Origin of the sequence: Erythrobacter sp. QSSC1-22B (assembly GCF_001678665.1) — a bacterium.
GTDB lineage: Bacteria > Pseudomonadota > Alphaproteobacteria > Sphingomonadales > Sphingomonadaceae > Qipengyuania.
On the sequence record NZ_LZRP01000001.1, the window covers coordinates 435,937 to 462,269 of the forward strand.

Annotated in this window: 21 protein-coding genes and 1 riboswitch; of the genes, 14 read left to right on the forward strand and 7 right to left on the reverse strand. The window is 66.4% G+C overall.

The features are described from left to right. Positions 1-79 precede the first annotated feature (79 nt). The gene (locus A9995_RS02015) at positions 80-2,332 is read left to right on the forward strand and encodes a M3 family metallopeptidase (RefSeq protein WP_067608415.1); all 2,253 of its coding nucleotides are present in this window, start codon (positions 80-82) and stop codon (positions 2,330-2,332) included. A 63-nt stretch (positions 2,333-2,395) separates the two neighbouring features. Here the strand turns inward: A9995_RS02015 and A9995_RS02020 are convergent, their stop codons facing one another. From A9995_RS02020 to A9995_RS02035, 4 genes are read right to left on the reverse strand one after another with little or no spacing between them, the layout of a single operon-like run. Next, positions 2,396-3,142: an ABC transporter ATP-binding protein gene (locus A9995_RS02020; RefSeq protein ID WP_067608418.1), complete on the reverse strand. Its 747-nt coding sequence runs from the start codon at positions 3,140-3,142 to the stop codon at positions 2,396-2,398. After that, a complete protein-coding gene (locus A9995_RS02025) occupies positions 3,139-4,092 on the reverse strand; it encodes an iron ABC transporter permease (RefSeq protein WP_067608421.1) in 954 nt (317 codons plus the stop codon). The genes A9995_RS02020 and A9995_RS02025 overlap by 4 nt, the downstream gene beginning before the upstream one ends. Then, positions 4,089-4,937, reverse strand: coding sequence for an ABC transporter substrate-binding protein (locus A9995_RS02030; RefSeq protein ID WP_082992409.1), 849 nt, complete (start codon positions 4,935-4,937; stop codon positions 4,089-4,091). The genes A9995_RS02025 and A9995_RS02030 overlap by 4 nt, the downstream gene beginning before the upstream one ends. Then, positions 4,934-6,811: a TonB-dependent siderophore receptor gene (locus tag A9995_RS02035; protein ID WP_082992452.1), complete on the reverse strand. Its 1,878-nt coding sequence runs from the start codon at positions 6,809-6,811 to the stop codon at positions 4,934-4,936. Before A9995_RS02035 ends, A9995_RS02030 begins: the two co-directional genes overlap by 4 nt. A 93-nt stretch (positions 6,812-6,904) precedes the next feature. Next, positions 6,905-7,085: riboswitch (cobalamin riboswitch) on the reverse strand. 162 nt (positions 7,086-7,247) lie between these two features. Between A9995_RS02035 and A9995_RS02040 the strand changes: the two genes are divergently transcribed. The 13 genes from A9995_RS02040 (at position 7,248) to A9995_RS02100 (ending at position 22,388) form a co-directional block, all read left to right on the forward strand. Beyond that, on the forward strand, positions 7,248-8,447 hold the full coding sequence (locus tag A9995_RS02040) for a cell wall hydrolase (protein WP_082992410.1): 1,200 nt from the start codon (positions 7,248-7,250) through the stop codon (positions 8,445-8,447). 93 nt (positions 8,448-8,540) lie between these two features. Next, positions 8,541-8,882 (forward strand): hypothetical protein, encoded by a 342-nt coding sequence (locus A9995_RS02045; protein ID WP_067608424.1) that lies wholly within the window; start codon positions 8,541-8,543, stop codon positions 8,880-8,882. Positions 8,883-9,032: 150 nt separating this feature from the next. Continuing rightward, positions 9,033-10,994 carry a bifunctional diguanylate cyclase/phosphodiesterase gene (locus A9995_RS02050; protein WP_082992453.1) on the forward strand — a complete coding sequence of 654 codons (1,962 nt, stop codon included), beginning with the start codon at positions 9,033-9,035 and terminating at the stop codon, positions 10,992-10,994. 292 nt (positions 10,995-11,286) lie between these two features. Further along, entirely contained in the window at positions 11,287-12,264 is a 978-nt protein-coding gene (gene mdh / locus A9995_RS02055; protein WP_067608427.1) for a malate dehydrogenase, read from the forward strand. Then, positions 12,261-12,755 carry a hypothetical protein gene (locus A9995_RS02060; RefSeq protein ID WP_067608430.1) on the forward strand — a complete coding sequence of 165 codons (495 nt, stop codon included), beginning with the start codon at positions 12,261-12,263 and terminating at the stop codon, positions 12,753-12,755. Before mdh ends, A9995_RS02060 begins: the two co-directional genes overlap by 4 nt. Next, complete coding sequence (sucD, locus tag A9995_RS02065) at positions 12,752-13,642, forward strand: succinate--CoA ligase subunit alpha (protein WP_067608434.1); 891 nt, start codon at positions 12,752-12,754, stop codon at positions 13,640-13,642. The genes A9995_RS02060 and sucD overlap by 4 nt, the downstream gene beginning before the upstream one ends. Positions 13,643-13,739: 97 nt before the next feature. Further along, on the forward strand, positions 13,740-16,592 hold the full coding sequence (locus tag A9995_RS02070) for a 2-oxoglutarate dehydrogenase E1 component (RefSeq protein WP_067608436.1): 2,853 nt from the start codon (positions 13,740-13,742) through the stop codon (positions 16,590-16,592). Between the two features lie 11 nt (positions 16,593-16,603). Further along, positions 16,604-17,881, forward strand: coding sequence for a 2-oxoglutarate dehydrogenase complex dihydrolipoyllysine-residue succinyltransferase (odhB, locus tag A9995_RS02075; protein WP_067608439.1), 1,278 nt, complete (start codon positions 16,604-16,606; stop codon positions 17,879-17,881). A gap of 13 nt (positions 17,882-17,894) precedes the next feature. After that, positions 17,895-18,239, forward strand: coding sequence for a hypothetical protein (locus tag A9995_RS02080; protein WP_145916765.1), 345 nt, complete (start codon positions 17,895-17,897; stop codon positions 18,237-18,239). Then, positions 18,232-19,650 (forward strand): dihydrolipoyl dehydrogenase, encoded by a 1,419-nt coding sequence (gene lpdA / locus A9995_RS02085; RefSeq protein ID WP_067608445.1) that lies wholly within the window; start codon positions 18,232-18,234, stop codon positions 19,648-19,650. Before A9995_RS02080 ends, lpdA begins: the two co-directional genes overlap by 8 nt. Before the next feature lie 41 nt (positions 19,651-19,691). Continuing rightward, the gene (locus A9995_RS02090) at positions 19,692-21,038 is read left to right on the forward strand and encodes an amidase family protein (protein ID WP_067608448.1); all 1,347 of its coding nucleotides are present in this window, start codon (positions 19,692-19,694) and stop codon (positions 21,036-21,038) included. An 8-nt stretch (positions 21,039-21,046) separates the two neighbouring features. Further along, entirely contained in the window at positions 21,047-21,742 is a 696-nt protein-coding gene (locus tag A9995_RS02095; RefSeq protein WP_067608451.1) for a PepSY domain-containing protein, read from the forward strand. Positions 21,743-21,752: 10 nt separating this feature from the next. Next, positions 21,753-22,388: a trimeric intracellular cation channel family protein gene (locus A9995_RS02100; RefSeq protein WP_067608454.1), complete on the forward strand. Its 636-nt coding sequence runs from the start codon at positions 21,753-21,755 to the stop codon at positions 22,386-22,388. Positions 22,389-22,391: 3 nt separating this feature from the next. Here A9995_RS02100 and A9995_RS16920 read toward each other — a convergent pair whose 3' ends face one another. From A9995_RS16920 to A9995_RS02115, 3 genes are all read right to left on the reverse strand, one after another. Further along, positions 22,392-23,288 (reverse strand): hypothetical protein, encoded by an 897-nt coding sequence (locus tag A9995_RS16920; protein WP_168157297.1) that lies wholly within the window; start codon positions 23,286-23,288, stop codon positions 22,392-22,394. A gap of 128 nt (positions 23,289-23,416) precedes the next feature. After that, a complete protein-coding gene (locus A9995_RS02110; RefSeq protein WP_067608461.1) occupies positions 23,417-24,016 on the reverse strand; it encodes a hypothetical protein in 600 nt (199 codons plus the stop codon). A gap of 142 nt (positions 24,017-24,158) precedes the next feature. After that, positions 24,159-26,306, reverse strand: coding sequence for a prolyl oligopeptidase family protein (locus A9995_RS02115; RefSeq protein ID WP_067608464.1), 2,148 nt, complete (start codon positions 26,304-26,306; stop codon positions 24,159-24,161). Positions 26,307-26,333: the final 27 nt, after the last annotated feature.

A 26,333-nucleotide genomic window follows, 5' to 3' on the forward strand; every position in this document is an offset into this window, starting at 1 on the left:
GCCAGTCTAAACGTTTTTGATCCGTGGGCGCACCCACGTCCCGAAATACGACCCAATGTGAATTGAACCGGAGACCGATATGAAGGCCCAAATTCTGGCCACGACCGCCGCTGCTGCCCTGCTGGCCGGCTGCACCACCACCACCGCCGGAGAGACGATGGATCGCCCGCTTCCCGGAGCGCAGGCCGATTCCGGCGTGACCATCCCCGAAGGCTCGGGCTATTTCGCCGCCGACAGCACGCTGCCGTTCCTGACCCCTGATTTCTCCCAGATCTCCGAGGATGATTACCTCCCCGCCTTCGAACAGGGCATGGCGATCCAGAAGGCCGAGGTCGAGGCGATCGTGCAGAACCCCGCCGCGCCGACCTTTGCCAACACCATCGTCGAGCTCGAGAAGTCGGGCCGGATGCTGGGCCGGGTGGCCAATGTGTTCTTCGCGGTGACCGGCACCAACACCACCGACCGGCTCGATGAAATCAACACCGAGATCAGCCCGGTCCTCTCCGCGCATTCCGACAGCATCACGCTCAACCCCGCGCTGTTCGAGCGCGTGAAGGCGGTCTACGACAACCGCGCAGCGATGGCGATGACGCCCGAGGATGCGACGCTGCTCGAGAACACCTATGAGGGCATGGTCCACGCCGGCGCGCTGCTGACCGACGCCCAGCGCGAGCGGGTCAAGGCGATCAACACGCAGCTTTCCACCGTAACGACCGATCTGAGCCAGAAGGTGCGTTCGTCGATGAGCGACCAGCCGCTCGTGGTCGACACCCGCGAGGAGCTGGCCGGCCTGTCGGATGCCGATATCCAGGCTGCCGCCGATCTCGCCACCGAGAAGGGCCAGCCCGGCAAGTTCGCGATCGCGCTGCAGAACACCACCCAGCAGCCGGTGCTCCCCAGCCTGGAAAACCGGGCGGTGCGCGAGAAGCTGTTCATGCTCAGCTATCATCGCGCCGATGGCCAGCGCGGGTTCGACACGCGTTCGGTGATCGCCGAGATCGCCGCGCTGCGCGCCGAAAAGGCCGCGCTGTTCGGTCAGCCCGACTGGGCGACCTATGCGATGTGGGACCGAATGGCCGAGAACCCAAAGACTGCGCTCGACTTCATGGGCCAGATGGTGCCCGCGCTCGCCGCAACCCAGCGCCGCGAGGCCGCGCTGCTCAACGAGGTGATTGCGGCAGGTGGCGAGAATTTCGAGGTCAAGCCATGGGACTGGTATCGCTATGCCAACCAGGTCAAGGCCGAACGCTACGACCTCGATGACGACGCGGTGATGGAGTATTTCCAGCTCGAGAACGTGCTTGAGGACGGCATCTTCTACATGTCCGAAAAGCTCTACGGGCTGACCTTCGAGCGTCGCACCGATTTGCCGGTCTATCACCCCGATGTCTGGACCTACACGGTGTTCGACCGCGACGGTTCCGAGCTGGGTCTGTTCTATTTCGACCCGTTCCAGCGCCAGTCCAAGCGTGGCGGCGCGTGGATGAGCAATTTCGTTTCGCAGAGCGATCTGTGGGGCACCAGCCCGGTGATCTACAACGTCCTCAACATCCCCAAGGCGGCGGCGGGCGAACCGCAGCTGGTCAGCTTCGACTGGGTCAACACCGCGTTCCACGAATTCGGCCACGCGCTGCACGGCTTCTTCGCCGACCAGCGCTACGAGAGCCTGTCGGGTACCGCGACGGCGCGCGATTTCGTCGAATATCCCAGCCAGGTCCACGAGATGTGGGCGACCGATCCCGAAGTGCTGGCAAACTACGCCAAGCACTACGAGACCGGCGAGACCATCCCGGCCGAAATGATCGCCAAGATCGAAGCCGCAGCCAAGTTCAACCAGGGCTATGATTTCGGCGAAGTGGTGGCCGCGGCGCTGCTCGACATGAAGTGGCATGCGCTCACCCCTGCACAGGCGCGGGCGATCGACACCCCGGCCAAGGTCGATGCCTTCGAGCGCCAGTCGCTCTCGGAGGTAGGGCTCGAGGTCGATCTGGTGCCGCCGCGCTATCGCAGCACCTATTTCAACCACATCTTCAGCTCGCCCGCGGGCTACAGCGCGGGCTATTACAGCTATCTGTGGACCGAGATGCTCGATCGCGACAGCCGCAAGTGGTTCCGCGAGAACGGCGGGATGACGCGCGAGAATGGCGATCACTATCGCGCCACCGTGCTCAGCCGCGGCGGGACGATGGACTATTTCGAGATGTTCGAGAACTTCGCCGGGCGCCAGCCCGACATCACCCCGATGCTCGAGGCGCGCGGGCTGATCCCGGGCGACGAAGCGGCGGACAGCGAGGTTTCGGATGGCGCTCTGCCCCCGAAGACGGTGAACTGAGCCAAGTGCGTCACTAAACACACGAGGGGGTCGGGCGCAGGTCCGGCCCCCTTCTCCTTGTGCTCAGTCCGCGGTGACGAGCGCGCGGCGGCCGGGCTCGCCGATCCAGCGGGTGGCTACCTTCCAGACCCGCGCAATGACATCCGCGGCGAGCGCGCTGTGCGGCGGGCCATCGGCGACCACGCTGCCGCCGTCGAGCACCACAACGCGATCCGCATGGTTCATCGCCAGCGCGAGATCGTGGAGCACCAGAACCACCCCGGTCCCGGCCCCGGTCCCGGCATCGGCCGCGCGGCGCAGATGCCGCAGCAGCGCGAACTGGTGCGCCAGATCGAGCGCGGCGAGCGGCTCGTCGGCGAGGATCCATTCGGGCGTCCCCGCCAGCACCCGCGCGAGCAGCACCCGCGCGGTCTCGCCGCCCGAAAGCGACAGCGCGCGGCGCTCGGCGAGCGCCCCCAGATCGAGCGCGGCGATCGCGGCATCGACCGGACCTGCTAGCTTGTCGCCATGCGGCATCCGCCCCAGCTCGATCAGGCTGCGGACCGGCACGTCCCAGGCGATCTCGGGGCTCTGCGGCAGATAGCCCAGCCGTTTTGCGCGCTCTATCGAATGGAATTGCGCGAGGTCGTCTGTGCCCAGCAGCACCCGCCCGGCATCGGGTGTGATCAGCCCGGCAAGCGTTTCGAGCAGGGTGGACTTGCCCGCGCCATTGGGGCCGCAGAGCGAGGTGATTTCTCCGCGCCGCAGTTCAAGCGAGACTTCGTCGAGACGGTTCGCGACCGTGAGCCGCTCTGCTGCCAGCGTGCTCACAGAAGCCCCCTGCGCAGGCGCAACAACAGCCACAGGAAAAACGGCGCCCCGAGCAGGCTGAGCGCGATCCCGAGCCGCAGTTCGGTGACCAGCGGCAGCACCCGCACAATGCTGTCGGCAATTAGCACCAGCAGCGCGCCTGCCAGCGCGCTCGGCAGGATCAGCCGCGAGGGGCGGCGGTCGGTGAAGGGGCGCACCAGATGCGGGACGATCAGCCCGACGAAGCCGATGATCCCCGCCACCGCGACGCTGGCGCCCACGGTCAGCCCGACCCCGATCACCAGCAGCCACAGCAGGCGGGTGGTGTCGATCCCGAGGGAACGCGCGACCGGCTCGCCCAGCGTCAGCGCATCGAGCGCCGGCCCGGCGCGCCACAGCAGCGCCACGCCGAGCGCGACCAGCGGCGCGGCAAGCCAGACCTCGCGCCAGCCGCGGTCGGTCAGCGCGCCGTTGAGCCACATCACGATCTCGCCCATCGCGAAGGCGTTGGGCGCGAGGCTGATCGCCAGCGCGGTAAGCGCGCCCGCGAGGCTCGCCACCATCAGCCCGGCGAGCGTGAACAGCGCGATCCCGCCGGTACGCCCGGCGATCGCCGCCAGCAGCGCCATCGCCCCGCCCGCTCCGATCAACGCGAACAGCGGCAGCAGCAGCGGCGAGGCGGCGTAGCCGAACCACAGTGCCACCACCGCACCCAGCGCCGCGCCGGGTGCGATACCGAACAGGCCGGGGTCAGCGAGCGGATTGCGCAGATAGCCCTGCATCGCCGCCCCCGCCGCGCCCAGCCCACCGCCAACCACAATGGCGAGCAGCGAGCGCGGCAACCGCAGTTCGGCGAGGATCAGTGCCGCATTCGGGGTGCTTGCGGGGTCGAGCCAGACGCGGCCCGCGAGCAGCGAGAGCGGCAGAGCGAGCGCGAGCAACAGCGCGAACAGGGTGATGGCGCGGGTCACCGGCTTGCGGTTCGCTTTGCCAGGCGGCGGTCGAGCATGGCGGTGCGCAGGGTTCGCAACCGCTCCATCGCGCGGATGATGGTCGGCCCGCCGCAATAGACCAGACCGGGATCGAACGGCTCGACCCGGGTCTGGGTAAGATGGTCCAGCAGCGGATGGTGCTGGCCGGGCTCGTTGCCCGCGACCAGCAACAGTTCGGGCGGATCGGCAGCGACCTGTTCGAGGCTGAGATAATCCGCCTGCCCCAGCCCGCGCGCGGCGGAATGGCTGGTAAACCCCGCGCGGGTCAGCAGGTCGGTGACCAGCGCCGCCTCGCCCGCGACGATCCCGCCCGATTGCCACAGCACGGTCGCAACGCGCTCGCCCTCGACCGGCACAGCGGCAGCCGCAATCCGCGCCGCCAGCCGTTCGCCTGCCGCCGTATCTCCCGCAAGCTGCGCCAGTTCGCGAACCTGCGCGATACTATCCTCGATCCCGCTGGCGATCCCGAAGGAGACCACCGCGATCCCCATGTCCTCCAGCCCCGCACGGGTCGCGGGGGCGAGGAAAGGGCTGGCAACCACCACATCGGGGTCGAGCGCGAGCACTTCCTCGACCGTCCCGCCGGTGACGGCGAAGCGGCGCGCCACCCCGACGTCCATCGAGCTGGCGCGCGGATCGTGGCTGTAATGCGAGATCGCGAGGAGTTGCGCCGGGTCTGCGACCTCCGCCAGCACTGCATCGCTGCAGGGGTTGAGGCTGACGATGGTCGGCCGCGCTGGCAGGCGGTTAGCCTGAGGCTCGGGCGCGCGGCTCTCCGCGCACCCCGCCAGCAGCAGCGCCCCCGCCAGCCCGAGCCGGATCACATCTGCGCCCTCACCCCGAGGAAGGCTCCCCGCCCGGGCGATCCGTAACCCGCCGCGGTCTGGTATTCCTCGTCGAAGACGTTCTCGACCCGGCCGAACACTTCCAGTGCACCGGTCAGCGGGAAGGAGGCGCGCAAGTCGAAGACCTCGTAGCCCTCGAGCCTGACGCTGTTGGCGGCGTTGTCGAAACTGTCGCCCACCAGCCGCAGATCGGCGCCGATCACCGCGCCCACCGGGGTCTGCCAATCGGCGAACAGCGTGGCGCTGTGGCGCGGACGGCGCGCGAGATCATTGCCGCTCAGCCGGTTCTCGGCATCCAGCAGGCTGTAGACCCCGGCGACCCGCAGCGCGGGCGCAATATCCGCGCCCAGCTCCACTTCGAGCCCCTGCGCCCGCGCCTCGGCGATATTGGCGTAGGTGAAGGTGGCATTGTCGAAGCCAATCAGATCCTCGCTGTCGCGGCGGAACGCCGTGACCGCGGCGTGAAAGCCGGAGCCGCGGGTGCCGCGTTCGAGCCCCAGATCCATGCTGGTCGATTTTTCGGGGCGCAGGTCGAGATTGCCGAAGTCGGAATAGAGCTGGAACAGGCTCGGGGCCTTGAAGCCCTCGCCCACGCTGGCGCGCAACCGCCACCCTTCGCCCAGCGCATAGCTGACATCGCCGCCGAAGCTGGTGGCGCTCCCGAAGCGGTCGTGATCGTCGAGCCGGGCACCGATATGCGCTGCCAGCCCGCCCAGCACCCAGCCAGCCTGGAGATAGGCGCCGGTGATGGTCGCGTCTTCGCCGGTGTCGCTATCGGTGCGGTATTCCGTCCACTCGCGATTGCCGCCGAAAGCCAGCGTCAGCCCGCCGATCAGCCGGTATTCACCGCGCAGCGACAGGTTCTGCGAGCTGCCATCGCTGGTGAACAGCGGGGCATCACCCAGCGCCGGGTCGAAATTGTCGCGCGACGTGTCGGCCAGCGCGTAGGAGGCGCGCAGCGTCAGGTCCTGCCCGTAATAGGCCAGCCCGAGCGCGCCCGAGAGCTGCTCCGTCTCCTGCGTTTCGGCGGTGTCGGCGAACACGAATGCGGGCGCGGGAAACCCGTCGATGTCGATGGTGCTGGCCGCATAGCGACCCTGCGCGAACAGTTCGAGCCGGTCGGTCAGGTCGACGAAGGCCGAACCGCCCAGCGTAAACTGCTCGAACCCGTCGGGCTCGGTCCCCGATGCGGCGGCGGAGAAGCCGTCGCTGCGGACATAGGAGGCCGAGAGCCCGGCGAAATAGGCATCTTCGGAAAGCCCGCCGGTGGCGCTGGCGGAGAAGGTGTCGCGGGCGCCGTATTCGACGCTGCCGGCCAACCCGCCGCGGCCGCGGGTCGAGACATCGATCACCCCGGCGATCGCGTCCGAACCCCAGATCGTGCTGTTGGAGCCACGCAGCAGGTCGATCTTGCCGATCGTGCCGGTGGTCAGCGTGCCGAAATCGAACCCGCCCGATGGCGACGCGGGATCGGCGACGCGCACCCCGTCGATCAGCACCAGCAATTGCTCGGCCTCGCCGCCGCGCAGGCGTACCCCGGTGAAAGCGCCGAGCGGACCGTTGCGGCTGAAGGCGACACCGGGTGCGCGGGCGAGGACGCGGGTGATGTCGGCGCCCTGGAGCGCCTCGATCTCGTCGCGACCAATCACGGTGACCGCCTGGCCGGTGTTCTCGATCCGGGTGAAGAGCCCGGTGGCGGTGACGGTGATCGCCTCCACCCCGTCATCGGTATCAGCGACGACGGTCTCCGCCTCCTCGACCCGCTCGGCGGGAAGCGCGGACTGGGCTGAAACTGCAGCAGGGATTGCAGTCGGAATCGCGGCAACCGTCAGCAAAAACAGAAATTTACGCATGTATGCCCCTATCACGAACGAAACGCCGCTCATGACGGAGGAAGCTTGCGCAAAGCGCAGGCTCACCCGTTTGCCATCGGTACTCCCCGCCCGTGGCCGAACGACATCATGGGCAGGTCTCCTGGCTCCCGGATCACCGGTGTTCCCCGCCTTCCCGCTTGCGCAGTGGCATGATGGGGCACACCTAACCGGTCACAGTTGCGGGGGCAGCCGAAGTGTCGAACTCCGTTCCCTCTTAGGCCGGCGAACCGGCACCGATGACGCGGAATCGCCCGTAGTCGAGACTTTCATCGCGCGCAAGCGAGCTGTCCGATTTCGGGATGGGTGCAGCGAGCGCGCGCGGGAGGTGCTAAATTAGTGCTAGGGAAACGATTGGCCTGCTAAGGGCGCGGGCCTATCTAGAAACCCGCAAGATCGCATTCAGGAAATCACCACGGTGGAACGGCACGGCACGGCAGGCAGCGGCAAGGCGCGGGGGAGCGATCCCCTGCTCGCCGGACGTGCCCCTGCGCGCGCTCCGTTGCGCGATGCGGACGAGGCAGCGCGGCTCGGGGCCGAGCGGGTCGCCTTGCGCGCCGCCAGCCGCAATCGCCGCTCGGCGCGCGGCTCGCTGCTGCGCCGGCGCTTTGCGGCAGTGGGCGCGCTGACGATCGCCATCGCGGTTCCCGCGCTCGCTGCGCCGCTCGGTCTGGGCGATCTCACCGCACGCGCCTTCGGCATGAGCGACGAGAGCGCGCAATTGACCCCGATGCCCTTCGAACGCGCCGAAACCAACTTCCCCGGCTCGGCCTTCTACTATCTCGACGATGCCCCGGGGCCGACCTACGATCTCGACGATCTGCGCTCCCCCGCCGCGGTGCAAGGCGAGACCATCCGCTTTGCCCAGAGCAAGGATCCCGCGCTCGCCGCACGGGCGTTCCAGTCGGCGGGTTCGGCGGTGGACAAGGCCCGGGCGCTGCAATGCCTGTCGATGGCGGTCTATTACGAGGCGGCGAGCGAGAGCTACGACGGCCAGCGCGCCGTGGCGCAGGTGGTGCTGAACCGGGTGGGTCATCCCGCCTATCCGGCCAGCGTCTGCGGCGTGGTGTTCCAGGGGTCGGAGCGCACCACCGGCTGCCAGTTCACCTTCACCTGCGATGGCAGCCTGGTGCGCCAACCCGCGCGCGCCAGCTGGGCGACAGCACAATCGGTGGCGCTCTCGGCGCTCTCGGGGCAGGTCTTCGCTCCCGTCGGGACCGCGACGCATTACCACACCCATGCGGTGAACCCCTATTGGGCGCCGAGCCTCGACCTGATCGGTTCGATCGGCGCACATCGCTTCTATCGCTGGAAGGGCCGCGCGGGCCAGGTCGATGCCTTCACCATGAACTATCGCGGCGGCGAGCCCTTCGCCGCGCCGCGCCCGCGCTCGGCGCAGGACACGGTGCTGGCTGCAGCCGACCCCTCCACCCCGCGTAGCTTCGCCACCCCGCCCGCGCCGAGCGAAGCCTTCGCGCCACCGCCGGGCGCCGGCCCGGTCGAGTCCGCACGCCCGGCCAAGGTCGACGATCGCCTCCCCGACAGCGGCGTCAAGGCGGAGTATCGCCGCAGCGGCCAGTGGATCAACGAGCCGGGCAAGGCCCCCGCGGCGCGTTAGGCGGGACGTTCACACCTTGGAAACCGTCCTTCCGAAGATTGTTTTAGGAAGAGGCGCTTAGATCATCGGCAAGCCTCCAGGAGACTTGTCCCGATGTCGTTCCATTTCGCCGCTGCCCGCTCGGTCGCGCATTCGCCGATCGCCCGCGCGCTGGCCAGGAAGGCGCTGGGCCGCGCCGCCAACGACAACCCCTGCGGCGAGGCCGATCCGACCGAGGCGCTCGGTGGTCAGGACCTGCTGCTCAAAGCCGCACTGCGCCATTTCGGCGAGCACGGGCTGGGCGCCGCGCGCGAGGCCCGCAAGCACGCCGAGCGCGCCTTCTTCACCGGCGACAGCCAGAGCTACCGCTGGTGGCTGGGCGTCTGCCGCGCGCTCGACCGGCGCCTCGCTGCCGAGCTCGACCGTGCCACCGCAGGGACAACGCTGATCGGCTGAGCCGCTTCGACCGGTAACCGGGGAGCGGGAACAGGGCAGCGCAGCCCCGTGTCCAGAGCTCCGGCTGTCCGGATGTCCCGCAGACGGCGGGTAAAAGGTCTACTCCGGTCTTAACCAAATAAAGACGGCTGCGCGCCTATGTGGCACGAGATGGCGAACAGCAGGCCACAGCAGAACCTCGAACGGTTCCTGCCCCACCGGGAAGGCACGTACGCGCTGAGCGACCGGGTCCGGCTGCTGCTTGTCCGGACGCTCTACACCCAGCCGACCAGCCTCGCGATCGGCGCCGCCAATGGCGCGGTCTCGAGCTTTGTCGCCGCCTATCTGAGCGGCGAACGCCTGCTCTACATTCTTGCCGCAATGCTCACGGTGGTCGCCGCCGCGCGCGTGGTCATGGCGTTCTGCCTGCCTGCGCACAGCGCGGGCGGCGATGCCCGCCGCTTGGAAATCGCCTACGAAATCGGTGCCTTCGCCTATTCGCTGGTGCTCGGGCTGATCGCCGCGGCGACCATGATGCTCGAACTGCCCGCAGGCATCGAGCTGCTGATGGTGGCCAATGCGCTGGGCTACGGCATCGGGATCTGCGCCCGCAACGCCGGGCGACCCGTTATCGCGCTGGGTCAGCTGCTGCTGGTGGTCACGCCGATCATGCTCGCCTGCCTCATGCTTGGCGGGCTCGCGATGTTCCTGCTCGCAGTCAACATGGTGCTGCTGCTCCCCGCGATGTCCTCGATCACGCTCAACGTGTTCAAGGTGCTGCGCGATTCCATCGCCGAGGCCGAACGCAGCCAGGAGCTCGCCAATCGGATGCAGATCCTTGCGCGCACCGATGTGGTAACCGGCCTCGCCAATCGCGCCGGGCTCAACCATGCGCTGGTCGAGGCGCTGGTCGAACTGCCGCAGGACGGCGCGCTGGGACTGTTCTGGATCGATCTCGATCGCTTCAAGGAAGTGAACGACCTGCTCGGCCATCAGGTCGGCGACCGCGTGCTGGCCGAAATCGGCCGCCGGCTGCGCGCGAGCCTGCCCGCAAACAACACGGTCGCGCGCTTCGGCGGCGACGAATTCGTCATCTGTACCCGCGTCGCGGACAAACGCGCCTGCGAGAAGATCGCGGCGCTGATCCAGAACGAGATCACCCGCACGATCCGGCTCGATGGCGACCGGCTCGAGATGCAGGCCTCGATCGGGATCGCCTGCCTGCCCGAGGATGGCAAGGATGCCGACGCGCTGATGAAGGCCGCCGATCTGGCGCTCTATCACGCCAAGGCAAACGGCAAGAACCAGGCCTGTTTCTTCGCTCCGACGATGACCCGCGATCTGGTGCGCCGCCGCGAGATCGAGGCGGAACTGCGGCTCGCGCTGCAGCGCGACGAGCTGTCGATCTTTTTCCAGCCGATCGTCGATCTGGAGAGCGGCAAGATCCGTACCTTCGAGGCGCTGGTGCGCTGGTTCCACCCTGAAAAGGGCGAGCTCAAACCCGACGAATTCATCCCCGTGGCCGAGGAATCGGGAGTCATCGTCACGCTGGGCAACTGGATCACCGCACAGGCTGCCAAGGCCGCGGCGCAATGGCCCGCCGACGTCACCCTGGCGGTCAACCTCTCTCCGCTGCAGATCAAGGCACCGGGCGCGGCGATGGGAATCCTCAACGCGCTCAAGGAAGCGAGGCTGGACCCGAAACGGCTCGAGCTCGAGGTGACCGAAAGCCTGTTCCTCGAGGACAGCCCGGTGGTGCGCGGGTTTGTCGAAGAGCTGTCGGCGGTGGGCGTACAGTTTGCACTCGACGATTTCGGCACCGGCTATTCCTCGCTCGCCTATATCCACAACTGGCCGTTCTCGAAGATCAAGGTCGATCGCAGCTTCGTCTCGGGCCCGCATGTCGGGCGCAAGAGCGACGCGATCATCCGCGCGGTCTCGCAGATGGCGGCCACGCTCGACATGACGATCGTCGCCGAGGGACTGGAAACGATCGAACAGGTGCAGGCGGTGCGGGATGCCGGCTGCAAGCTGGGCCAGGGGTTCTATTTCAGCCGCGCCGTCCCCGATTACCTTGCCGCCATGCTGCTGGCGCAGGAGCGCGATACCGACATGAAGTCGCTGACCGGCTGAAGCGATCGTCTGGGTTTCGGAGCCCCGCCCGGTGTTCCGGGAACGCTTTGCCGCTACGGACGTCGGGTTTTTACAGGCTGGTTCCGCCAGGCGGAACGACCCGGCCAACCCCTTATTGCAACTGCGAATAAATCGCAAAGATAGTCGCCACGGCGCCGGGTTTTACGGTTGCAATCGGCATGTCCGCCGCCTAACTCGCTGGCACGCGCCCGGCGCTGCGTCACCGCGGGACGCGGATGCGCGCCAGTTCGGCAGGATCTCGTCCCGCAAGTTCAGAAGGACGCACATCTTCATGTCCCACACCACACATGGTCGCAAGAAAATCGCGCTGGTCGGCGCCGGCATGATCGGCGGCACGCTCGCCCACCTCGCCGCGATGAAGGAAATGGGCGACATCGTCCTGTTCGACATCGCCGAGGGCATGCCAGCCGGCAAGGCGCTCGATCTCAGCCAGGCCGGTCCGGTCGAAGGCTTCGACGCGCAGCTCAAGGGCACCAGCGACTACAAGGATATCGCGGGCGCGGATGTCGTGATCGTCACCGCCGGCGTGCCGCGCAAGCCCGGCATGAGCCGCGACGATCTGCTCGGCATCAACCTCAAGGTGATGAAGGCGGTCGGCGAAGGCATCAAGAACAACTGCCCCGACGCTTTCGTGATCTGCATCACCAACCCGCTCGACGCGATGGTCTGGGCGCTGCGCGAGTTTTCGGGCCTGCCGCACAACAAGGTCGTCGGCATGGCGGGCGTGCTCGACAGCGCGCGCTTCCGCCACTTCCTCGCCGAGGAATTCAAGGTCAGCATGGAAGACGTCACCGCCTTCGTGCTTGGCGGGCATGGCGACACCATGGTCCCGATCCTGGAATATTCGACCGTCGCGGGCATCCCCGTTCCCGATCTCATCAAGATGGGCTGGTCCACTCAGGAGAAGATGGACGCGATCGTCGACCGCACCCGCAAGGGTGGCGGCGAGATCGTGGCGCTGCTCGGTAATGGCTCGGCCTTCTACGCCCCCGCCACCAGCGCAATCCAGATGGCCGAGAGCTATCTCAAGGACAAGAAGCGCGTCCTCCCCTGCGCCGCGCATCTGACCGGCCAGTACGGCGTCGATGGCCTTTATGTCGGTGTGCCGGTGGTAATCGGCGCCGGCGGCGTCGAGCGGATCGTCGAGATCGAACTGAAGGATGAGGCCAAGAAGGGCTTCCAGGTCAGCGTCGACGCGGTCGAGGAATTGCTCGAGGCTTGCAAGGGGCTGGACGCAAGCCTGAAATGAGGCTTCGCCTGCTCCTTGCGGCTTTTGCCATCGCCGCGCTTCCGGCGTCCGCTTCGGCTGAACTGCCCACTCCAACCGCAGGCGAAGTGGTTGCGGCGGTCGAAGATTGCGCGGAGGCCGCAAGCCCACAAAGCGTAGACACCGCGGTGCTCGTTGCGCGTGGTTGGGAAAAGGGAAGAGCTGAAGCGAATGGCGAGGAACTGGTCCTGCCGTTGCAGGTCTACGGCAAGGGGCGCACTTCGCCTGTTCTGATGTTATCCGAGCTGAACGACAAAGGCCCCTCTGCCTGCATGTTAATGGGTGGACTCGATCGCAGGGCAGGTTTCGAGGGTCTCGCGAGCGCCCTTTCCGAGGCATTCACCCCAGCCGGAGAAAGCGACGGCGACAGATATTTTCGCATCGGCCCCGACTTTGCAATCCTTACGCCAACCGGTTCGCGGAGGAAGCCATCCTTCCGCATGGCTGTCATCGAAATTGGAGAGAAGAATTGAGCATCCTTGTAAACAAAGACACCAAGGTCATCACGCAGGGCATGACCGGCGAGACCGGCACGTTCCACACCGAGCAGGCGCTCGCCTATGGCACGCAGATGGTTGCGGGCGTGACCCCCGGCAAAGGCGGCACCAAGCATATCGGCCTGCCCAATTTCAACACCGTCAAGGAAGCCCGCGCCGAGACCGGCGCGACCGCGACCTGCATCTATGTCCCGCCGCCCTTCGCCGCCGACGCGATCTGCGAGGCGATCGACGCCGAGATGGAACTGATCGTGTGCATCACCGAGGGCATCCCGGTGCTCGACATGGTCAAGGTCAGGGCCGCGCTCGAAGGCACCAAGTCGCGGCTGATCGGCCCCAACTGCCCCGGCGTGCTGACGCCCGGCGAGTGCAAGATCGGCATCATGCCCGGCTCGATCTTCCAGAAGGGTTCGGTCGGCGTGGTAAGCCGCTCGGGAACGCTGACCTATGAGGCAGTCCACCAGACCACCATGGTCGGCCTCGGCCAGACCACAGCGGTCGGGATCGGCGGCGATCCCGTCAACGGCACGAATTTCATCGACGTGCTCGACCTGTTCCTCGACGACGATGCCACCAAGTCGATCATCATGATCGGCGAAATCGGCGGCAGCGCGGAAGAGGAAGCGGCCGAATTCATCAAGCAGGAAGCCGCCAAGGGCCGCCGCAAGCCGATGGTCGGTTTCATCGCCGGTCGCACCGCGCCTCCGGGCCGCCGCATGGGTCATGCCGGGGCGATCGTCTCGGGTGGTCAGGGCGGCGCCGACGACAAGATCGCGGCGATGGAGGCCGCGGGCATCCGCGTCTCCCCCTCGCCCAGCGAGCTGGGCACCACGCTCGACGCGATGCTCAAGGAACTCGCCTGACGCGGGGCGCGGACGGCCCGGTTTTCGGGACCGTCCGCGCCGCCCGGGCATTGCCCCTATAATGCCGTCATGACGATCGGTGCGAAAGGTGACCCTCATGGGTAACGAAAACCACGGTTTCCTTCCCGAGATGGGCGGTCAGGACGGACCGCAGCCCGGGCCGAGCTGGGACAATCCGCGCTGGCGGTTCCAGAAATCGGGCGCCGATAACGACTGGACGCAGGGGCTCGATCCCACCCAGATGCGGCTCGCCGTCGCTCAGGCGTCAAAGCAGGGGGGCAAGCCGGCCGATCCCAAGGCGATCGAGCAGGCGGCGGACGATTCGATCCGCGCCATGCTGCTGATCCGGCTCTATCGCGTCCGCGGGCATCTCGCCGCCGATCTCGATCCGCTGGGACTATCGCACCGCGAGGAGCCCGAGGATTTGAGCCTCGAATGGCACGAGTTCGCCGGGCATGAGGACCGCGAGGTCTATGTCGGCGGCGTGTTCGGCTTCGAATGGGTCAGTGTCGGCAAGCTCTACGAAACCCTGCGCGCGACTTATTGCGGCAAGGTCGGGCTGGAATATATGCACATCTCGGACACCGAGGAGCGTCGCTTCCTGCAGGATCATTTCGAGACCCCCGAAGAAACCATCCAGTTCACCGAGGAAGGCAAGCGCGCGATCCTCGCTGCCGTCATCCGTGGCGAACAATACGAGCAGTTCCTCGGCAAGAAATACGTCGGCACCAAGCGCTTCGGCCTCGATGGCGGCGAATCGATGATCCCCGCGCTCGAGGCGGTGATCAAGTACGGCGGCCAGCTCGGCGTACGCGAGATCATCTACGGCATGGCCCACCGCGGCCGGCTCAACGTGCTCGCGAACGTCATGGCCAAGCCCTACAAGGTCATCTTCCACGAATTTTCGGGCGGCAGCTCCAACCCCGACGATGTCGGCGGCTCGGGCGATGTGAAGTACCATCTCGGGACCAGCACCGATCGCGAATTCGACGGGATCAAGGTGCATATGAGCCTCGTCCCCAACCCCAGCCATCTCGAGGCGGTCAATCCCGTGGTGCTGGGCAAGGCGCGCGCGCAGCAGGCGAACCGCGACGATCTGACCAAGCACGAACAGGTGCTCCCGGTGCTGATCCACGGCGACGCCGCCTTTGCGGGCCAGGGCATCGTCTGGGAATGCCTCGGCCTGTCGGGAATCCGCGGCTACGACACCGGCGGTTGTATCCACTTCGTGATCAACAACCAGATCGGGTTCACCACCAGCCCCAAATTCGCGCGCTCCTCGCCCTACCCCTCCGATGTTGCCAAGGGCGTCCAGGCGCCGATCCTGCACGTCAATGGCGACGATCCCGAAGCGGTGACCTTCGCCTGCAAACTGGCGGTCGAGTATCGCCACAAGTTCGGGCGCGACATCGTGATCGACATGTGGTGCTATCGCCGCTTCGGCCACAACGAGGGCGACGAGCCCAGCTTCACCCAGCCGCTGATGTACGAGAGCATCCGCGCGCATCCCAAGGTCAGCGTGATCTACGGCGACCGCTTGGAGCGCGAAGGCGTGATCGAGCCGGGCTTCCCCGACCAGCTGTGCAGCGAATTCAGCGACCGGCTGGAGCAGGAATTCGCCGCCGCCAAGGACTACACCCCCGACGAAGCCGACTGGTTCGGTGGACGCTGGGCCGGGCTCAACAAGCCCGCCGATCCCGAAACCGCGCGCCGCAACGTCGAGACCGCGGTCACCGACAAGCTGTTCGCCAGTCTCGGCCGCACGCTCACCACCGTCCCCGAGGATGTCACCATCCACAAGACGCTGGGCCGCGTGCTCAAGGCCAAGCGCGCGATGTTCGACAGCGGCGAGGGTTTCGACTGGGCCACCGCCGAGGCGCTCGCCTTTGGCAGTCTCGTCACCGAAGGTTTCGGTGTGCGACTGTCGGGCCAGGATTCGGGCCGCGGTACCTTCAGCCAGCGGCACGCGATTTGGGTCGATCAGACCGACGAGCGCAAATACATCCCGCTAGCCTCGCTGCCGCACGGCAAGTTCGAGGTCTATGACTCGATCCTGTCCGAATACGGCGTGCTCGGTTTCGAATACGGTTTCGCGCTCGCCGACCCCAAGACGCTGGTGATGTGGGAAGCGCAATTCGGCGATTTCGCCAATGGCGCGCAGATCATCATCGACCAGTTCATCGCCAGCGGCGAAGCCAAATGGCTGCGCGCCAACGGGCTCGTGCTGCTGCTGCCGCATGGCTATGAAGGTCAGGGGCCCGAGCACAGCTCGGCCCGGCTCGAACGTTTTCTGCAGCTGTGCGCGAACGACAACCTTCAGGTGTGCAACATCACCACCCCGGCGAATTATTTCCATGTCCTGCGCCGGCAGATGCTGCGTTCGTTCCGCAAGCCGCTGGTGATCATGACCCCCAAGAGCCTGCTGCGCCATCCGATGGCCAAAAGCCCGGTAGGCGGCTTCACCGGCAAGTCGCATTTCCAGCGCATCGTTTCCGATCCGCTCGAGATTGCCGACGACAAGGTCCGGCGGGTGGTGCTGTGTTCGGGCAAGGTCGCCTACGACTTGATCGAGAAGCGCGACGAGGAAGGGATCGACGATGTCTCGATCATCCGGCTCGAACAGATTTATCCATTCCCCGGCGATCCGCTGGCGCTGCGATTGTCGCGGATGAGCAATCTGGAAAGCGTGGTCTGGTGCCAGGAAGAGCCGCAGAACAACGGCAGCTGGTTCTTCGTCCAGAACCGCATCGAGGATGCGCTGACGCAGGCCGGTCACCAGGGCAAGCGTCCAGGCTACGCCGGTCGCGAAATGGCGGCTTCGCCCGCAACCGGCTATGCCCGTCGCCACGAGGAGCAGCAGCGCTCGCTGGTCGGCGTGGCGCTGGGTCTCAACGATGGCGGCGCCGCGCTGCGCAACGGCAATTCAAACCCTAAACCCGCGAAGGGCTGAGGAACACTATCATGGCTACGGAAATCCAAGTCCCGACCCTGGGCGAATCGGTCACCGAAGGCACCATCGGCGAATGGCTCAAGCAGCCCGGCGATGCCGTGGCGGTCGATGAAGCGATCGTCAGCCTCGAGACCGACAAGGTAGCGGTCGAGGTCCCCTCACCGGTGGCCGGTGTGATCAAGGAACTGAAGGCCGCCGAGGGCGATACGGTCGAGGTCGGTGCAGTGCTCGCGATCGTCGAGGAGGGCGCCGCGCCTGCCGCCAAGGGCGACGAAGCTGCGCGTGCTTCCGAACAGCGCGAGGACGGCAAGGAAAAGCGCGAAGACGCCAAGCCTGCCCCTGCACCCGCTGCAGCCAAGGAACAGGCGAAGGAGGGCGCTCAGACGCTCTCCCCCGCCGTGCGCCGTGCAGTGCTCGAACACGGGGTCGATCCCTCGACTATCGACGGCACCGGCAAGGACGGACGCCTGACCAAGGAAGACGTGGTTGCCGCAGCGAAGGCCAAGAAGGATGGCTCGATTGCCGATGCTGCGCCGCAGCAAGCCGAGACCTCTTCGGCACCTTCCGCGAGTTCCGGCGACAGCGGCGAGCGCCGCGAAGAACGGGTCAAGATGACGCGGATGCGCCAGACCATCGCCCGCCGCCTCAAGGGCGCGCAGGAAGAGGCCGCGCTGCTCACCACCTTCAACGATTGCGACATGAGCGCGGTCATCGAGGCGCGCACGAAGTACAAGGATATGTTCGCCAAGAAGCACGACATAAAGCTCGGCTTTATGGGCTTCTTCGCCAAGGCCGCCTGCCTTGCGCTCAAGGATGTGCCCTCGGCCAATGCCTATATCGAGGGCGACGAGATCGTCTATCACGACTATGTCGACATCTCGGTCGCGGTCAGCGCTCCCAACGGGCTGGTTGTCCCGGTCATCCGCGACGCCGACAAGAAGGGCTTCGCACGGATCGAGAAGGACATCGCCGATTTCGGCGCGCGCGCCAAGGAGGGCACGCTGACCATGGCCGATATGAAGGGCGGCACCTTCACCATCTCCAACGGCGGCGTGTTCGGTTCGCTGATGTCGACCCCGATCATCAACCCGCCGCAGAGCGCGGTGCTCGGCCTGCACCGGATCGAGGATCGCGCGGTGGTGGTGAACGGCGAGATCGTAGTGCGCCCGATGATGTATCTGGCGCTGTCCTACGACCACCGGCTGATCGATGGCCGCGAGGCGGTAACCGCGCTCAAGATCATCAAGGAGGCGATCGAGGATCCCACGCGGATGCTGATCGACCTGTGATATGACAGGAACCATGATCGACAGGCTGGCAAGGCCCCTGGCCCTTCTGCTGCTCGCCGGAGCGCTTTCCGGATGCGATGCGGCGACGCAGATCGCCGGGGAGGCGGTCGAAGGCGAGGTTCGCAATGTCGTCGCTGCGCAGTGCGAGCAGGTGGCACAGAATATGGGTGTAGTGGCCGCCAGGGTTTCCGAAGTCTGCCAGTGCAGTGCGGATACTTTCATGGCCGATCCCGACCTCACGCTCGAGGATGCGACACCTGCGAACGTGGAAGGCATCGTGAATGCCTGCGCCGCAAGCACGCGCGAAACGAACGCAGATTCTACAGAGACATTGCCCGCGGAGAAAATCGGTGGCTGACCACAAATACGATTACGACGTCCTGATCATCGGCTCCGGACCGGGCGGCTATGTCGCCGCGATCCGCGCGGCGCAACTCGGGCTCAAGACCGCCTGCGTGGAAGGCCGCGAGACGCTGGGCGGAACCTGCCTCAACGTCGGCTGCATCCCCTCCAAGGCGATGCTCCACGCGAGCGAGTTCTTCGACGTGGCTGCGAACGGCACGATGGCGTCGATGGGCGTGGAGGTCACCCCCAAGCTCAACCTCGACACCATGCACGCCCAGCGCCGCGACGCGGTGACCTCGCTCACCGGCGGGATCGAGTTCCTGTTCAAGAAGAACAAGATCGACTGGAAGAAGGGCTTCGCCACCTTCCAGGACGCACACACCGTCAAGATCGGCGACGAAACGGTCACCGCCAAGGATATCGTCATCGCCACCGGCTCGTCCGTGACGCCGCTGCCCGGTGTCGAGGTCGACAACGACAAGGGTGTGGTGGTGGACTCAACCGGCGCGCTCGAACTCGCGCAGGTCCCCAAGAAGATGGTCGTGATCGGCGGCGGTGTGATCGGGCTCGAACTGGGTTCGGTCTGGCGCCGGCTGGGTGCCGAGGTGGTCTGCGTGGAATTCCTCGACGAAATCCTGCCCGGGCTGGATGGCGATATCCGCAAGGAATCACGCAAGATTTTCAAGAAGCAGGGCATCGATTTCAAGCTGTCGAGCAAGGTCACCGGAGTTACGGTGAAGGGCAAGACCGCCACGCTCACGCTCGAGCCCTCCGGGGGCGGCGAGCCCGAGACGATGGAAGCCGATTGCGTGCTGGTTTCGATCGGGCGTAGGCCCAACACCGAGGGCCTCGGTCTCGAGGCGATCGGGCTCGAGACCAACAAGCGCGGCCAGATCGAGATCGACCATGAGTTCCGCACCGTGGTTGAGGGTGTCTGGGCGATCGGCGATGTCGTCCCCGGCCCGATGCTGGCGCACAAGGCCGAGGACGAGGGCATCGCGGTAGCGGAGAACCTCGCCGGCCAGACAGGGATCGTGAACCACGCGCTGATCCCCAACGTCGTCTACACCTGGCCCGAAATCGCCGGTGTCGGCCTCACCACCGAGGAGGCGATTGAGAAGATGGGCGGCGACAAGAGCAAGATTAAGGTCGGGAAATTCCCGATGATGGCCAATAGCCGCGCCAAGACCAATCACGAGCCCGACGGCCTGGTGAAGATCATCGCGGAGGCCGAAAGCGACCGGGTGCTGGGCGTCTGGGCGATCGCCAGCGTTGCGGGCACGATGATCCAGCAGGCCACACAGGCGATGGAATTCGGCGCGACCAGCGAGGATATCGCCTACACCTGTCATGCTCACCCGACGCATTCGGAAGCGATCAAGGAAGCGGCCATGGCCGTACAGGGCAAGCCGATTCACATTTGATCGACCTGCCCGCCTAGACGGGCGGAAAAGGAGCGAGCGGCATGGCCTATCCGACACTGACCGACAAACCCGGTGCGCTGGAAACGGCTGCGGCGATCCGAGCGGGCGAGCTGTCGCCGCGCGAGGCGGTTGGGCACGCTATCGCCCGGATCGAGAAGCTCGACGCCAAGGTCAACGCCGTGGTGGTGTGCGATTTCGATCGCGCCCGCGAAGCGGCCAGCGCGCTCGATGGCCAGGCCCCGCGCGAGGACCAGCCGCTGTTCGGCGTTCCAATGACCATCAAGGAAAGCTTCGACATCGCGGGACTGCCCAGCAGCTGGGGCCACGAGCGCTACGCCGGCAACATCGCCAGCCGCGATGCCGAGGTGGTGCAGCGGCTGAAGCGCGCGGGCGCGCTCTTCCTCGGCAAGACCAACATTCCTCCTGATCTGGCCGACTGGCAGTCGAACAACCCGGTCTATGGCCGCACCAGCAACCCGCACGATCCCGCGCGCTCGCCCGGCGGCTCCTCGGGCGGCGCGGCGGCGGCGGTGGCAAGCGGCATGGTGCCTTGCGAATTTGGCAGCGATATCGGCGGTTCGATCCGCGTGCCTGCGCATTTCTGCGGCGTCTGGGGCCACAAGGCCAGCTGGGGCCTGATCAGCCTGCGCGGGCATTACCACCCTTCGCTCTCCAGCAGCCCGGGTTTCTCCGGCGCGCATGATGGCCCGCTCGGGGTCGTCGGGCCACTGGCGCGCAATGGAGAAGATCTCGAGGCGCTGGTCCGGATCACCACCGAGCGGCCGCTCGCGTCACGTTGCAAGCCGCTGCGCGAATGCCGCATGCTGTTGCTGCTCGATCATCCGGCAAGCCCAGTGGATGTTTCGGTGCGCGCGCCGATCGAGGCGGCGGCGAAGGAACTGGAGCAGGCCGGCATCCGGCTCGACCGGTCGAGCGAGCTGGTCCCCGATCTGGCGCGCCAGCATGGCGACTATATGAAGACGCTCAACATCGCGATGGCGCGCGGCGCTGCTTCGCCCGATGGCAAGCGCGCGAGCGCCAGCGACTGGTTCGCCCTGCTCGATGCGCAGGCGGTCAATGCAGCGGCATGGAACGCGGTGTTCGAGCGCTATGATTTCGTGCTCGCCCCGCCCGCACCGACGCTGGCCTTCAGCCACCGCGACGAAGCCTATTTCCAGGGCGCCGAGACGATCGACGGCACCAGTCGGCGCGCGGCTGATGGGCTGGCCTGGGCGGGCCTTGCCACTTTCCCCAACCTGCCCGCCACCGTCCTTCCGGTGGGCGAGAGCGCGGGCCTGCCCTGCGGCATGCAGGTCATCGGGCCCGCATGGGGCGATCTCGACTGCATCGCCGCCGCGCGTGGCATCGGCCAGATACTGCACGGTTAGGGTCTGCGATGAACGCCAAACTCATGCAGCGCTTCGCCCGCTGGCACATCTGGCTCGGCTGGGGAATCGCGGTCCCCTTGGTGATGTGGACGCTGACCGGGCTGGTCATGGTTGCCCGCCCGATCGAGGAAGTGCGCGGCGAGCACCTGCGGCTGCCGGTCGAGGAGCAGGCGCTGCCATCCGACGTCCAGATCGCGGTCGCGCTGCCGGCCGATACCACCCGCCCGGTCAGATCGGTCACTACGCAGGTCGAACGCCGGACCACCGTCACCCGGATCACCTATCTCGACGGCAGTAGCGAGCGCTTCCGCGCCGATGGCAGCGCGATGGCGCGGCTGACCGATGTCGAGGCGCGGCTGCTGGTGGCCGAGCGGATCGTCGGCGGCAAGGCCGTCGCTGCGGTGACGCGGTTCGAGGCGGATGAGACGCCGTTCGATTTCCGCCGCGAGCTCCCTGTCTGGCAGGTCGCTCTTGAGGACGGAACGCATGTCTACGTCGGCACCGAGAGCGGCGAGATCGAGGCGGTGCGCACGCGGTTCTGGCGGGTGTTCGACCTGATGTGGGGCCTCCATATCATGGATCTGGAAGCCCGCGAGGACACCAGCCATCCGGTGCTGATCCTGTTCGCAGCGCTGGCACTGCTCGGCACGCTCATCGGGACGGCGCTGCTGTTCCGTCGGCGCCGGAGCAGGCCCGTTTCGTGAGTCCGCGCACATGAACGCCGAAATCCTCACTCCCGTGCTCGACTGGCTTGACCTGATCGGGATCGGCATCTTCGCGCTGACAGGCGCGCTGGTCGCGGCCCGCGAACAGCAGACTTTCGTCACCATGGCGTTCTTCGCGCTGGTGACGGGTGTCGGGGGCGGCACGGTGCGCGATCTCCTGATCGGCGCACCGGTGTTCTGGATCGGTCACCCTTGGGTCGCGGCGGTGTGCCTCGCGACCGCGCTGCTCACCTGGTTCACCCCGACGCGCTGGTGGGATGGCAAGCTGCTCGATTTCGCCGACGGGCTCGGGCTGACGGCCTATGCGGTAATCGGCGCGGCCAAGGCGCTGAGCTATGGCGTTCCGCCAATCCCGGCGATCCTGATGGGGGTGGTGACCGGCACGGTGGGCGGGATCATCCGCGACATGATCGCGGGGCGCCCTTCGATCATCATGCGCCCCGAGCTTTACGTGACCGCAGCCGCACTGTCTGCCGCGCTCGCCGTGGTAGGCGAGCTGATCGCGATCCAGCGCGAGTGGGTCTGGATCGGGGCGGTAACTGCGGGCTACACCCTGCGCTCGGCGGCGATCCACTGGAAATTGTCGCTGCCCGCCTATCGTGACCCGCTGGTGCGCAAGGAATAGCGACTAAGAGCCGGGGTATCCGGTACCGATCTCGTCCTGTTCGAGATCGCCGGGCAGCGGACCACCGGGATAGGCCGGGAGGGGCCCTTCGGATGTCGCCGCAGCGGGGCGTGCGGGCTGCGCATCGACATTCGCCCATGCCGAACGATAGCTGTCGTCGTCGTATTGCCGATCGTCGCTGCCGGGAGCGGCATAGGCAGGCGCGCTGCTGCTCGCCTCATAGGGGGAGTTACCATAACCGGCAGTGCCGCTGCCGAGATCGATCGCCTGGATGCGGCCATCGGCGCCGATCGAGCAGCTGAAGCCAGCGCCATCGTAGAGCCGACCGGTAACGCGCCAGCCCGAGGCGTCGCGATTCACCGAATCGACGCTCTCGACGCGGGTGTCGCGCTCGATACTCTCGACGCACATCGAAACCGCGCGATCGAGCCCGCCGGTGTCGGCGCTGCGATAGGAGGAATTCTGCGCCGGATATCGGGCGTCCGGATAGCGGGAATCGGGGTAACGGGAGTCGGGGTAACGGGAGTCGGGGTAACGGGAGTCGGGGTAGCGGGAGTCGGGGTAGCGCGTCTGGCGCTCGTTGCCGCGGTTTGCCGCACTCGCGACTGCGGCGATCGCGCCGAGGATCAGCACTCCGGTGACGATATCGCCGGCATCGACGCCGCCACGCCCGTGGCGCCGGTCATAACGGCGGTCGTACCGACGATCATAACGCCGGTCGTGGCGATAGGTGCGGTATTGCTGGTAGGTCTGGCCCTCGCCTGCATCCCAGGCCAACTGGGAAGCGATGGCGCTGCGGCTGCTGGAAGCAGGCAAATCGGCTGCCAACACAGGCGCGGCGGTCAGCGAAAGCGCCGCCAGCATGGCGGGAGCAGCGGCAAGGCGGGCAAATCTGATCATATCATGGTCCCCATGCGGTCCGCCCCACTCCGGAGCCGCGAAAGTCTGGTCGATGAGCTAGGCGGTCCAGGCTATATCGAGCCTGAACCGCCCTCGTGGGAACTCATTCAGCGTATTCGAGCCCTGACCTAACGAAGGCCGCGGATGCCGTTGTAATTGAGGTTCTGAATCTGGCCGCGATAGTCGACCTGGCAATTGAAGCGGCCCTGATCGGCACGCTGATTGCCCCGGCGGTCGTAACGCGAGTTGCGCTGGCCATCGACCACCAGATCGCCGCGGACGCGGAACCCGTTGCGGTTGTCCCTGACGTCGCGGATCTGAGTCACATTGGCGTAGCGATAGCCGTAGCGGCGGGCGTCGTTCTCGGCCGCGGCGACGCAGCGTTGCACCGCGGTTCGCGGATCGACCTGTCGGGCATAGCGATTGTTCTGGTAGCGATTGTTCTGATAGCGCCGGTCCTGATAGCGCGGGTCCTGATAGCGCGGGTCCTGATAGCGCGGGTCCTGATATCGACGATCGTCATAGCGATCGCGCGAACCTCCCAGCGCGCCGGCAGCAATGGCGATACCGCCGAGGATCACCGCACCGGCGATGATCTCGCCGGCGCCAATGCCGTTGTCGCGGTCGCGCGACTGCGCAAAGGCCGGGGTTGCGGAAGTCATCGCCATCGCGCCTGCCGCGATGGTCGCCATGCTTCCCTTGGCGAGTGCTTTGGTGATGGTCTTCATGGGTCGATCCTCATGCTCGGCCGGGGCGAGAGTGCTTTGGCTTCACATGAGGTTCTAGGCGTGCTGCACTGAGGCGAGCCTGAATTCGCCCGACAGCCACCGTTCAGATAAAGCGACACTTGCCTGAACGGTGGCTGTGGTTCTACTCGGCGGGAGGCACTTCCAGCCCGGTGTGCTGCGCGAGGAAGGCGAGGATATCGCCATATTCGTCGATCACCTTGTCGGTCGGCTTGCCCGAACCATGGCCCGCGCGGGTCTCGATCCGGATCAATTGCGGCTGGTCTCCCAGATCGGCCGCCTGCAGCGCGGCGGTGTATTTGAAGCTGTGGCCCGGGACCACGCGGTCGTCGGTGTCGGCGGTGGTCACCAGCAGCGCGGGATAGTCCACCCCGCTCTGTATATTGTGCAGCGGCGAATAGGACCGCAGGACCGCGAAATCGGCCTCGCGGTCGGGATAGCCGTAATCGTCGACCCAGTAGCGCCCCGCGGTCCAGCGGTCGAAGCGCAGCATGTCCATCACGCCCACTGCGGCATTGCCCGCGTCGAACAGGTCGGGCCGCTGGTTGACCACCGCGCCCACCAGCAAGCCGCCGTTGGAGCCGCCCTGGATCGCCAGCCCGTGCTCGGAGGTGTAGCCGTTGGCCTTGAGGAACTCGCCCGCGGCGATGAAATCGTCGAACACGTTCTGCTTGTTGTTCAGCCGTCCGCCGTCGTGCCATTCCTTGCCGTATTCGCCGCCGCCGCGGATATTGGCGAGCGCGAAGGTGCCGCCGGCCTCGAGCCAGGCGAGCCGGGTCGGCGAGAAGCTCGGCGTCAGCGAGATATTGAACCCGCCATAGGCGTAGAGCAGCGTGGGCGAAGGCCCGGTGCTGTCCTTGTGGCGGACCACGAACATCGGGACGCGAGTGCCGTCCTTGGAATTGTAGAACACCTGCTCGACGCGGTAATCGTCGGGTTCGAAGGCGACTTCGGGTTCGGCGAAGGTGCTGCGTTCGCCGGTGGCGACATCGAGGCGATAGATCGCGCCGGGCTGGTTGAAGCTGGTGAAGCTGTAGAAGGTCTCCGCGTCACCGGAGTCGCCGTTGAGACCGCCGATCGAGCCGATGCCGGGCAGGTCGAGCGTGCCGGTCGGCTTGCCATCGAGGTCGTGATAGACCGCGCGGCTGCTGGCATCCTTCATATATTCGACCACCAGCCTGTCGCCGATGATCGCGGCGCCCGCGATCGGCTCGTCGCTCTGCGCCACGACCTCTTCCCATTCGAGCGTGTCAGCGGTGAGATCGGCGCGGACGATGCGATAGCGCGGTGCGTCCTTGTTGGTCATGAAATAGACCGTGTCGCCGGTCGAGGCGATCGGGCTCCAGCTGTTGTCGAAGCCCGTGATCAGCGGGCGCGGTGTCCAGCCCTCGCTCGCGCGGCTGGTCAGATCGATTACACGCAATTCATTGCGGTCGTCGGTGCCGGTCGAGCTGGAGACGAAGGCCCAGCGCCCGTCATGGCTGACCCCGGCACCGTGGCCCTGTTCGCGGGCATCGGGGGTCTCGTAGACCAGCTCGTCCGCGCTCTGCGGAGTGCCGAGACGGTGGAAATAGACTGTCTGGTTGTAGTTGAGCGACTGGAAATCCTGGCCTTCCTCGGTGGCGGGGAAGCGCGAATAGAAGAAGCCCTCGTCGCCGATCCAGGAAATGCCGGTGAACTTGGCCCATTCGATTGCGTCTGCCATCTCCTCGCCGGTGTCGGCATCGAGGACCTTGATCGTGCGCCAGTCGCTGCCGCCGTCCTGGATCGCATAGGCGAGATAGCGCCCGCTCTTGGAAGCCGCGGTGTCGGCCAGCGCGGTGGCGTTGTCGGCGGACCATTCGTTGGGATCGAGCAGCAGCCGCGCCTCGCCATCCCATCCGTCGCGGACGAAATATTGCGACTGGTTCATCAGCCCCGAATTGTAGCTGTAGAAATAGCGCTCGCCCGCCTTGCTGGGGATGCCGTAGCGTTCGTAATCGATCAGCTCGGCGAGCCGCTCCTTGAACCAGGCGGTGCCGGGCAGCGTCTCGAGATAGGCGTCGGTGACGACGTTCTGCGCCTCGACCCATTCTGCGACCTGCGCGTCGGTGCGAACGTCGTTCTCGAGCCAGCGATAGGGATCGGCCACGGTCTGGCCGAACAGGACCTCGCTGGTATCGGTGGCGCGGGTCTCGGGATAATCGGGGGTCACGGTCTGGGCGGTTCCGGGGGTTGCAGCGAGCGCGATGGTGGCGGCGCCTGCCAACGCAAGAGCGATGATACGGGACATGGGGTTCTCTCCGGTATTCATGGGGAA